The organism is Sphingobium sp. (genome assembly GCF_036170395.1).
Lineage (GTDB): Bacteria > Pseudomonadota > Alphaproteobacteria > Sphingomonadales > Sphingomonadaceae > Sphingobium.
Genome location: NZ_JAVHPD010000002.1, coordinates 1 through 7,012, shown reverse-complemented (window position 1 = coordinate 7,012; position 7,012 = coordinate 1). Strand labels below are relative to the sequence as shown.

Genomic DNA, 7,012 nt, shown 5'->3' with positions numbered 1-7,012 from the left:
ATGGGTGACGCGATCGAGGAGAGCAGTGGTCATTTTGGGATCGCCGAACACGGTGTCCACAAGGGCGATCATTTTGCCGGAGAGCATGACGCGATCGTCCCAGCAGAGCTGTGGAACGCCGTCCAGGCGAAGCTCAAGGCAGGGGCACAGGGCACGCTCCGCAGCGGCACGGCGCATGACAGGCTGCAGCTGATGACCGCCGTTACCGAGCGCATCACCCTCCATGAGGATCATGTCGCCATGGCGATCGGATCAGCCAGGCTTGCCGCAGCCCTTGGTGCTGATCAGCAGGGTCTCGCTCACAATCAGCCGATCCTGATCGACTTGCCGGTGGTGAAGGTCCGCCGCGGTCACCAGATCCGGCTGGTGATCCCGGGTCCGGACGCGCTCATGGCCGAGCCGCCGCGCCGCGACGAGAGGCTGGTCGCGCTGATCGCCGAGGCGCATGCCGCGCGCAAGCTCGTCCTTGCTCACCCCGACCGCTCGCTCAACGCGCTGGCTGCGGCGCATGGCCGGTGCCGCACGCGCCTCGGCCGGCTGGTCGCGCTGTCCTGTCTTGCTCCCGACATCATTCCCATCGCCTGACTGCGCTATCCACGTAGAGAGGATCAATCTCCATACCGGCTGCGCGCCGAGCGCTGCGCTCGGCCGCCATGATGGTCGTGCCCGAGCCCATAAACGGGTCGAGAATGAGGTCACCCCGATCGGAGCAATCCCGCATCGCGTCCGCTACCAGGGCGATCGGCTTGGGTGTGCTATGGGCGGCAAGATCGCGATCCCGGGATTTGCCGAAGGCATTTGCGCCAGGATAATCCCAGACATTGGTACGATGTCGACCATGTTTGCCCAGCGCCACATGATTGACGTGCGAGGCCGTGCCCTGTTTGAAGACGACGATCAGCTCATGCTTCGAGCGATACAGGCTCCCCATCGAGCCATTGGTCTTGTTCCAGACCACGATATTCTTGAGCTCAGTATATAGCTTGTCGCCGGCCTCCAGCATCGTGCGCACATGGCGCCAATCGATGCACAGGAAGTGGATCGATCCGTCACGCGCAAAGGCGCACATGTGCTGCATCGCTGTGGTGAGGAAGGATCGGAACTGATCCTCGGACATCTCGCCAGATGCCATGGCGAATTCGCGATGCTGATGGCGACCCAGACCTGACACATGCCCGTTGATCGGGACGTTATAAGGCGGGTCTGAAAAGACCATAGAGGCCCGCTCGTCGCCCATCAGCGTCTGATAGGCATCAGGTTCGAGCGCGTTCCCGCACAGCAGTCTATGCTCGCCGAGCAGCCAGAGATCGCCTGATCGAGTGATGGCAGGTTGATCGCTGTTCGGTGCCTCGATCAGATCCGCGGGATCCATTGGTGCATCGCTGGGAGAGCCATCGATCAGGAAATCGATGACGCCCATCTCCAGGCCGGTCAGATCGAGATCGAATTCGAGGCCCGTGAGTTCGATCAGCGTCTCGCGCAGGATGGAATCGTCAAAGCTGGACGCATCCGTCATTGCATTGTCGGCGATCGCCAACGCCTTCTTGGCCGGCGCATCGAGATGCGGCAGGCGCACGCAAGGTACGTCGGTCATGCGTAGCGACTTGGCGGCCTGCAGTCTGGCATGGCCGGCGAGCACCATATTCAGCTCGTCGATGATAATAGGTGACGACCAGCCAAATTCCGATATGATGTGTGCCAACTTCGCGATCTGCTTCGCGCTATGCTTACGTGCATTCCTGGGATCAGGGGTGAGGGCGCTGGTAGCGAGATATTCGATCTCGAGCCGACCGTGATGGTCATCGTCGTGACCGGTTTGCAATGCTTTCTTTGACATGGTGACGTACTCCAGTGGGAGCGTGTCAGGACCTTCCTGAGCACTGAATTACGTCGTTATTCAACATCTAACAGATGGCTGGATTGAAGCCTCGCAGGGTGGGCGTTTGCGGTATCCGCATGCCACTTTGTCGAATGGCAAACCCTGCTGCTTTAGCAAAATACCCTGCTTCTTGCCGTAGGGAATTTCCCATGGTGCCCCGAGCCTATGGCGTATTGCAGGCAGGTTACTGCTCCTCAATGACAGCTTTTTGTCCAAATTCCCTGCAGATTTCCCTGTACACAGGGAAATTCACCTGACAGTAACGCCGAGACCCGTTCGCTCCGGACTGGGTCGCGCACCATCTTGCTCCTAAAGGCACGTCGCAAGCGCTGCGTGCGCATCGCCCGGCTGTTTTGTGCGCGGGACGAAATGCGCAACTTACCGGCTATAGGCGGATTGATGCCCGATAGCAGATGGTGAGGCAGGCAATGGACAAGCCCCCGCGACCCAAACGATCAAGTGTTTTCATCGACGCGGCCATGGATGGCACCGGCCCCGGAGCGCCGATGCAACTCGTGCGGATACGCGACATTTCGGAAGGGGGCGCGAAACTGGAGGGCAACGCGCCGGCGGTCGGAACGGCCATACTTCTTTCGCGCGGAATCATCGAGATCGCAGCGAAGGTCGTTTGGACCTCCAGACGCTATTTCGGTGTTGCCTTCGACGATCCGGTGTCGGTCGAGATGGTGATGCGCGCTGCCGGGCAATCGCGCTCCCCTGAACGTCCACCCCACGCTGCCGCGCTGACCGACGGCGTCGGGCGTGCAACCGCCTTGCCGCGCCGGCGGGCCCCGCCCCCGCTTGATCGAACGACATTCGGCCTGCGCGTCGCAACGCGGCACTGACCGGCTTCATCCTTTGCGCAGCAGGAACACCGCGTGTTCGGCGAACAGATTGGCGTTCGCATGGGTGGTCTCGCGGTCGCCCTTGAGGAACCATTGCCCGTCGATATGCCAGCCCCGCTCCTTCACCAGCGCGCGGAAATCGTCGACCGTCACATGATGGATGTTGAGCGTGTCGTACCAGGTGTCGGGCAACAGCCGCGTCACCGGCATCCGCCCGCCCCACAGCAGCGACAGCCGCCCGCGCCAGTGCGCGAAATTGGGGAAGGACACGAACGCTTGGGCAGCGATCCGCAGCAGTTCCTCCACCACCAAATCCGGCCGCCGTGTGGTCTGGAGCGTCTGGCTCAATATCGCATAGTCGAAACTGGCGTCGGGATAATAGCCAAGGTCGGTGTCGGCGTCGCCCTGCACCACCGACAGCCCCCGCGCCACGGCAGCGGCGACGTTCGACCCGTCAATCTCCAGCCCGCGCGCGTCCGCGCCCACGGTATCGCGCAGCGCCGCCATCAGCGCCCCGTCGCCGCAGCCCACATCGAGCACCCGCGCGCCCGGCCGCACCGTCCGCGCGATCAGCGCCAGGTCGGGGCGCAACGCCTCCCTCACGCCCGGCCCCCGCGCAGGAAGCCGTCCACCACCCGGTTCAGCTCCGGGCATTCCAGCAGGAAGGCGTCATGCCCGAACGGGCTGGACAGCTCGACGAAACTCGCCTGCGCCCCGCTGGCGTTGAGCGCATGGACGATGATCCGCGATTCCGCCGTGGGATAGAGCCAGTCGGTATCGAAGCTCACCAGGCAGAAGCGCGCCTTGGTTCCGGCGAACGCGCCGGCCAGCGAACCGCCATGATCCTCGGCAATGTCATAATAGTCCATCGCCCGCGTGATGTAGAGATAGCTGTTCGCGTCGAACCGGTCGGTGAAGCTCAGCCCCTGATGCCGCAAATAGCTTTCGACCTGGAAATCGGCGTCGAAGCCGAAGGTCTTGGCGTCCCGCCCCTGCAACCGCCGTCCGAATTTCTCGGTGAGGCCCGCCTCGGACAGATAGGTGATGTGCGCCGCCATCCGCGCGACGGCAAGGCCAGCGACGGGGGCCTGCCCGTCGGCATAATAATCCCCGCCGCGCCACAGCGGATCGGCCATGATCGCCTGCCGCCCGACCTCGTGAAAGGCGATATTCTGCGCGCTGTGCCGCGCGGTCGAGGCGATGACCACGCAGCGTTCCACCCGCTCGGGAAACAAGGTCGGCCAGGTCAGCGCCTGCATCCCCCCCATCGACCCGCCGATCACCGCGGCCAGCCGCTCCACCCCCAGATGATCGAGCAATGCCGCTTGCGCCCGCACCATGTCGGCGATGGTCAGCACCGGGAAGCGCATCGCGAAGGGCTCGCCGCTCGCCGGGTCGATGCTCGCCGGACCGGATGATCCCATGCAGCTGCCGATGACGTTGGCGCAGATGATGAAATGCCGCGCCGGATCGACGGGCTTGCCTGCCCCCACCATCCGCCACCACCATCCGGGCTTGCCGGTCACCGGATGGTCGGACGCGACATATTGGTCGCCGGTCAGCGCATGGCAGATCAGGATGGCGTTGGATCGGTCGGAATTGAGCATCCCGTAGGTTTCATAGGCGATATCGACCGGGCCAAGGCTCGCCCCGCTCGACAGCGCGATCGGCCCGGTAAGCCGTGCCTGCCGGCGCAGGCCGAAGCGGCTGTCATCGCTGGATGGGAGGCTCGCCATGATCGCGCGGGGCTAGGACCGGCGCGCCCGCCTGTCAATCTGCCCGCCTGCCAATCTGCCCGCCTGCCAATCTGGTCCAGCGGCGGCGAAGCGGCTACAGCCAGCCCATGACTGCCACCCCCGCGCCCCCCGTCCTCGGCTACGGCCATCTCAACCCCTATCTGGAAGCGGAACTTGCCCGCCGCTTCACGCTGCACCGCCTGGCCGCCGGCGCAGACCCCGCCACGCTCTCCGACGACGCCCGCCACTCGCGCGCGCTCGTCAGCTTCGGATCGGTCGGCGCGTCCGCCGGGATCATGGACGCGCTCCCCGCGCTGGAGCTGATCGCGCTCTTCTCGGTCGGTTACGACAAAGTCGATGTCGACCATGCCCGCGCGAAGGGCATCCGCCTCACCAACACCCCCGACGTGCTGACTGACGACACCGCCGACCTGGCCGTCGGCCTGCTCTATGCGACCGTGCGCAACATCGCGGCGAACGACCGGCTGGTGCGATCGGGCGCATGGGCGCGCGGGCAGTCCCCCGCCCTGTCCGGCCGCGTCACGGGCGCGCGGATCGGCATATTGGGCCTCGGCCGCATCGGCCGCGCCATCGCCAAGCGGCTGGAGCCGGTAGCGGGCGAGATATTCTACCACAACCGCCGCGAAGCCGCCGACGCGCCGTACCGTTATGTCCCCGACCGCATCGACTTCGCGCGCCAGTGCGACATGCTCATGGTGGCGACGTCGGGCGGGCCGGAAGCGGCGCGGCTGGTGGACGCGGCCATGCTCGACGCGCTGGGACCGGAAGGCGTGATCGTCAACATCAGCCGGGGCAGCGTCATCGACGAAGAGGCGCTGGTCGCGGCGCTTGGTGAGAAACGCATCGCCGGCGCGGGTCTCGACGTATTTGCGCACGAGCCGCATGTGCCGGAAGCCCTTTTCGCCATGGACCATGTCGTCCTCCAGCCCCACCAAGGCAGCGCCACCCGCCACAGCCGCAAGGCCATGGCCGACCTCGTCCTCGCCAACCTAGACGCCTGGTTCGCCGGCCAGCCCCTGCTGACCCCCGTGGTGTGACAGCGCGAGCGGCTCAATCTGCGCGCCGCCTTCTCCCCTCCCTGAAAGGGAGGGGTTGGGGGGTGGGTTCCGCCGAGGCACTCGGCGGTCTTATCCAATATCGCGGCAACCACGCCCTCTCGATTTTCAAATACGTCGCTGTTCCAGAAGCGAAGCACCGTCCATCCCGCCTCTTCCAGAAAAGCGGTGCGGCGGGCGTCATAGGCTTGCCCATCGCCATGGTGCGAGCCGTCAAACTCGACCGCCAGCTTGGCTGTCCGACACGCAATGTCCACGATATAGGGGCCGACGACAAGCTGCCGAGTAAAGCGCGGCCGAAATTGCGACAGGCTTCGCCATATCATGCGTTCGACGTCGGTCTGGCCGTTCCGCAAGGCGCGCGCATTGGCTGTCATATGAGCTGGCACGCGGCGCATCGCGGCAAAGTAACAGGGCGCGCGCCGCGCGCCTACCCACCCCCCGCCCCTCCCTTTCAGGGAGGGGAGCAGCTAATGCGGCGCGCAACCTTCCAATCAGGACTTAGGCCTGTTCCGCTCCCTGCCTCGTAATGCCGGCCCCCGAGCCGGCATCCCGCTTTCCTGGTTCACGCGCCCGACAAATCGCTTTCCTAATTGGATTTCCTCTGGCCTATCCTCCCGGATGGACCAGCGCCGCCTCTTTGCCCCGCCCCGATCCCGTGACGCCTCGCAGGCGCGTCACGATGACCCGATCGTGACCCACGCGTGCCCCGACCGTGACGTTGCAGGAGCCTCGCAGGCGCGTCGCGGGCGCTTCGGGCCGAAAAAGCCCTGCCATGGTGTGAACTTCGTAGGAGATCGCCCGCCCGCCCCCGCCTCCACCCCCGCTTTGCCTTTCCGTCCGAACCCGCTAAAGCGCGCGCCATGACTGACACGCTCGCAAAGCCGCTGCCCAAGGACTGGATACTCGGCATCCACGCCTATGTGCCGGGCAAGTCCGCCGCCGATGACGGCCGTCCGCTCATCAAGCTCAGCGCCAACGAAAATCCGCTCGGCACCGGCGACGCGGCGCGCGCCGCCTTCCTCGCCGCGACCGCCGACATGGCGACCTATCCCGATCCGTCGGCCGCGAAGCTGCGCGAGGCGATCGGCGCGCAGTACGGCCTCGATCCAGCGCGGATCATCTACGGCACCGGATCGGACGAGCTGCTCCACATCGCCGCCAGCGCCTATGCCGGGCCAGGCGACGAAGTCCTCTATGTCCGCTACGGCTTCTCGGTTTACGACATCGCCGCCCGGCGCGTCGGCGCGACCCCGGTGATCGCACCCGACCGCGACTATGCGACCGATGTCGATGCGCTGCTCGCCGCCGTCACGGAGCGGACGAAGGTCGTTTTCCTCGCCAACCCGAATAACCCCACCGGCACCATGTCGAGCCGGGCGGAGATCGCCCGGCTGTACGCGGGCCTGCGCCCCGACATCCTGTTCGTGCTCGACCAGGCCTATGCCGAATATCTGGACGCGGACGAGGATGATG

7 protein-coding genes and 1 pseudogene are annotated in these 7,012 nt (G+C 65.2%); 4 read left to right on the top strand and 4 right to left on the bottom strand.

Going from position 1 to position 7,012, the window contains the following annotated elements; translation table 11 throughout:
• On the top strand, positions 1–585 hold a 585-nt coding region (locus V2B31_RS00570), incomplete at its 5' end, for a hypothetical protein (RefSeq protein ID WP_328274282.1).
• Here V2B31_RS00570 and V2B31_RS00565 read toward each other — a convergent pair.
• On the bottom strand, positions 569–1,837 hold the full coding sequence (locus tag V2B31_RS00565; protein ID WP_328274281.1) for a site-specific DNA-methyltransferase: 1,269 nt from the start codon (positions 1,835–1,837) through the stop codon (positions 569–571). The genes V2B31_RS00570 and V2B31_RS00565 overlap by 17 nt on opposite strands.
• 470 nt (positions 1,838–2,307) lie before the next feature.
• Here V2B31_RS00565 and V2B31_RS00560 point away from each other — a divergent pair, with 470 nt between their 5' ends.
• The gene (locus tag V2B31_RS00560) at positions 2,308–2,724 is read left to right on the top strand and encodes a PilZ domain-containing protein (RefSeq protein ID WP_328274280.1); all 417 of its coding nucleotides are present in this window, start codon (positions 2,308–2,310) and stop codon (positions 2,722–2,724) included.
• A gap of 6 nt (positions 2,725–2,730) precedes the next feature.
• On the opposite strand, the gene metW is transcribed toward V2B31_RS00560, so the two are convergent.
• Both metW and metX read right to left on the bottom strand, forming a co-directional pair.
• Entirely contained in the window at positions 2,731–3,327 is a 597-nt protein-coding gene (metW, locus tag V2B31_RS00555; protein ID WP_328274279.1) for a methionine biosynthesis protein MetW, read from the bottom strand.
• Entirely contained in the window at positions 3,324–4,460 is a 1,137-nt protein-coding gene (gene metX, locus V2B31_RS00550; protein ID WP_328274278.1) for a homoserine O-acetyltransferase MetX, read from the bottom strand. The genes metW and metX overlap by 4 nt, the downstream gene beginning before the upstream one ends.
• A 107-nt stretch (positions 4,461–4,567) precedes the next feature.
• Here metX and V2B31_RS00545 point away from each other — a divergent pair, with 107 nt between their 5' ends.
• On the top strand, positions 4,568–5,518 hold the full coding sequence (locus tag V2B31_RS00545) for a 2-hydroxyacid dehydrogenase (RefSeq protein WP_328274277.1): 951 nt from the start codon (positions 4,568–4,570) through the stop codon (positions 5,516–5,518).
• A gap of 13 nt (positions 5,519–5,531) precedes the next feature.
• Here the strand turns inward: V2B31_RS00545 and V2B31_RS00540 are convergent.
• Positions 5,532–5,934 (bottom strand): annotated as a pseudogene (locus V2B31_RS00540) (endonuclease domain-containing protein).
• 465 nt (positions 5,935–6,399) lie between these two features.
• On the opposite strand from V2B31_RS00540, the gene V2B31_RS00535 reads away from it, so the two are divergent.
• Positions 6,400–7,012: pyridoxal phosphate-dependent aminotransferase (locus tag V2B31_RS00535; protein WP_328274276.1), on the top strand; the 613-nt coding region annotated here is incomplete at its 3' end.

Bases quoted from the DNA above. Each gene is read 5' to 3' on its own strand.
- V2B31_RS00565 (WP_328274281.1), bottom strand. From the start codon at position 1,837: ATGTCAAAGAAAGCATTGCAAACCGGTCACGACGATGACCATCACGGT.
- V2B31_RS00560 (WP_328274280.1), top strand. From the start codon at position 2,308: ATGGACAAGCCCCCGCGACCCAAACGATCAAGTGTTTTCATCGACGCG.
- metX (WP_328274278.1), bottom strand. From the start codon at position 4,460: ATGGCGAGCCTCCCATCCAGCGATGACAGCCGCTTCGGCCTGCGCCGG.
- V2B31_RS00545 (WP_328274277.1), top strand. From the start codon at position 4,568: ATGACTGCCACCCCCGCGCCCCCCGTCCTCGGCTACGGCCATCTCAAC.